Consider the following 2601-nt stretch of genomic DNA (forward strand, 5'->3'; position numbering starts at 1 on the left):
ACTCCAGTAGTGATAGTCGTCTCCATATTAAATGAAAAAATTTGGCACGGACAGGGAGGTAGTAATCCGCTGCTCCAAATTATGCTCGAAAGCAAGAATTCGATCGCCTTATTACTATTTTTCCTGACAGCGGCGGTAGCAGCTCCCCTATTTGAAGAATTCCTATTTCGCGGATTTTTACTACCTTCCTTGACACGCTATGTGCCTACCTGGGCAGCAATTGGGATTAGTGCTTTGATATTTGGCGTCGCGCATCTGAGCCTATCGGAAATCGTGCCGTTAACGACGCTCGGAATCATCCTCGGTACCGTCTACGCCCGTACTCGCAATCTTTTGGCACCGATGCTCTTGCATAGTCTCTGGAATAGCAGCACTTTAGTGAGTTTATATATCTTGGGTAGTGGCAATTAGTCGATCGATATAACCATTGCTTCGGTGCGTTACGCTTACGCGATAGCGGCGCATCGACATGGAGGTTTCCTCCAGGTTGTGTGCGTCAAGACAACACACCCTACAATCTATAATCTATTCACTGCCAACTCCCAACTACCCACTCCCAACTATTTAACCTGCAACTTGTAAGTAGTAGTGACTTGAGCATTAGTCGCTAGCAACCCCCGAAACCGCCACCGGAGATAGTTGTAAGCAGTTGGCGGTGCTGGTTGGGTACCGACTTTGGGTTGCTCGACAAATGTTTTGCCCCCATCGATACTAAACAATAATTCCGCACCATCGATCGCCGTCGCTGAATTTTTGAGATAAATAGTACTCCGAGGAATCGGTAGTTTTAAGATCAGATTTTTGAGCGGGCACCTACTATTATTTTTGGCAATAACGGTGTATTTAATGATATCGCCTGGTTGAACGGATGCTTTACCTGTGAGAGGTTGAAAGACATGTTTATTATCTACGATTGCTTGTTTGTCAGCTTTGAGAGTGAGCGCGACCCGTTTGGCTACAGGTTGAGGATCGACACAGGCTTTTAGCTTCCGCGCGCGCGCCTCGATCGGAAATTGAGCGGCGAGAACTGTCACTATAGTCATTCCCACGCTAGCAAGTATGACAATCGAGAGCTTGGACATAGTAATCTTTGATGAGGCGATTTAGGAGATATATAGCTGGAAGACGATCGAATAGCAATAAAGTTGCCCGATCTATCGATCCAATCGATCTGACGCCATCAGTTTACCGGATGGAGACAGGTTTGTGTACGATCGCAGTGAATCTTGCAAGCAGTAAGATCTCAGAGTAAGCGCGGTATAACCTGATATTCTAGATACACGCACTTCGCTATGACTCTCGATTCGCAGGGTGGCGATCGCAATTGCACTGCATCAACAATTATAGACAATGAGCTTAGACTGGATTAGCCCCGCCGCACGTCTCCAATCGCTACCCCAATACGTATTTGCGCGGTTAGACGAACTCAAAGCCAATGCTCGCAGTCAGGGCGTCGATCTGATCGACTTGGGTATGGGCAATCCCGATGGTGCCGCACCCGCACCTGTGATTGCAGCGGCTAAAGCTGCCCTCGATGAAGCCACCAATCACGGTTATCCCCCATTTGAAGGCACCGCCAATTTTCGGAGCGCGATCGCCAAGTGGTACTATCGGCGTTATGGTGTCACCCTCGACCCTAATAGCGAAGCTCTACCCCTGCTCGGCTCCAAAGAAGGCTTGGGACATCTAGCACTCGCCTATATCAATCCGGGCGATACCGTTCTCGTCCCTAGTCCTGCTTATCCCGTCCACTTTCGCGGCCCTGCGATCGCGGGTGCTAAGATCCATAACATCATCCTCAAAGCCGAAAATGATTGGGAAATCGACCTCAATGATATTCCGCCAGAGGTCGCCCGCGAAGCCAAAATTCTCTTCTTCAACTACCCCAGCAATCCCACGGGAGCTACCGCCTCGCGCGCCTTCTTTGAAGATGTCGTCGCCTTCGCCCGCGAATACAAAATTTTATTAGTCCACGATCTCTGCTACGCCGAACTCGCCTTCGATGGCTACAAGCCCACTAGCCTGCTCGAAATTCCTGGTGCCAAGGAAATCGGTGTTGAGTTCCATACCCTCTCCAAAACCTATAATATGGCAGGCTGGCGCGTCGGTTTTGTCGTTGGGAATAGCCAAATTATCCAAGGACTCCGCACGCTCAAAACCAATCTCGACTACGGGATTTTTGCCGCGCTCCAGACAGCCGCGCAAACAGCTCTAGAACTGCCCGATGAATATGTAACGCAGGTGCAAAATCGCTATCGCGAACGCCGCGACTTCATGATTCAAGGTTTGGCCAAATTGGGTTGGAAAATTAAACCCACCAAAGCCACGATGTATCTGTGGATTCCCTGCGCTGTGGGTTGGAATTCTACCGACTTCGCGTTGATGGTGATGCAACGTACGGGTGTCGTCTTTACGCCAGGGAATGCCTTTGGAATCGGCGGTGAAGGTTATGTGCGGATCAGTCTGATCTGCGATCTCGACAGATTGGGTGAAGCCCTGCAACGTCTCACGGATGCGGGCATTCGTTATGAGTAAATTCGATCTTCAAAAGATCGTACAATTACGGCAAGATCCCCGACTTCTCGGAGAAGTCGGGGATCT

Annotated in this window: 3 protein-coding genes; 2 read left to right on the forward strand and 1 reads right to left on the reverse strand. The window is 49.6% G+C overall.

Annotated elements, in window-relative coordinates; all coding sequences use genetic code 11:
• Positions 1–411: CPBP family intramembrane glutamic endopeptidase (locus RMO84_RS05660; protein WP_310487501.1), on the forward strand; the 411-nt coding region annotated here is incomplete at its 5' end.
• 149 nt (positions 412–560) lie between these two features.
• On the opposite strand, the gene RMO84_RS05665 is transcribed toward RMO84_RS05660, so the two are convergent.
• The gene (locus tag RMO84_RS05665) at positions 561–1082 is read right to left on the reverse strand and encodes a hypothetical protein (RefSeq protein WP_310487502.1); all 522 of its coding nucleotides are present in this window, start codon (positions 1080–1082) and stop codon (positions 561–563) included.
• 268 nt (positions 1083–1350) lie between these two features.
• On the opposite strand from RMO84_RS05665, the gene RMO84_RS05670 reads away from it, so the two are divergent.
• Positions 1351–2535, forward strand: a complete 1185-nt coding sequence (locus RMO84_RS05670) for an aspartate aminotransferase (RefSeq protein ID WP_310487503.1) — start codon at positions 1351–1353, stop codon at positions 2533–2535.
• Positions 2536–2601: the final 66 nt, after the last annotated feature.

Origin of the sequence: Chamaesiphon sp. VAR_69_metabat_338, assembly GCF_031423935.1 — a bacterium.
GTDB lineage: Bacteria > Cyanobacteriota > Cyanobacteriia > Cyanobacteriales > Chamaesiphonaceae > Chamaesiphon.

Coding starts and splice junctions, on each gene's coding strand:
- RMO84_RS05670 (WP_310487503.1), top strand. CDS start 1,351: ATGAGCTTAGACTGGATTAGCCCCGCCGCACGTCTCCAATCGCTACCC.
- RMO84_RS05665 (WP_310487502.1), bottom strand. CDS start 1,082: ATGTCCAAGCTCTCGATTGTCATACTTGCTAGCGTGGGAATGACTATA.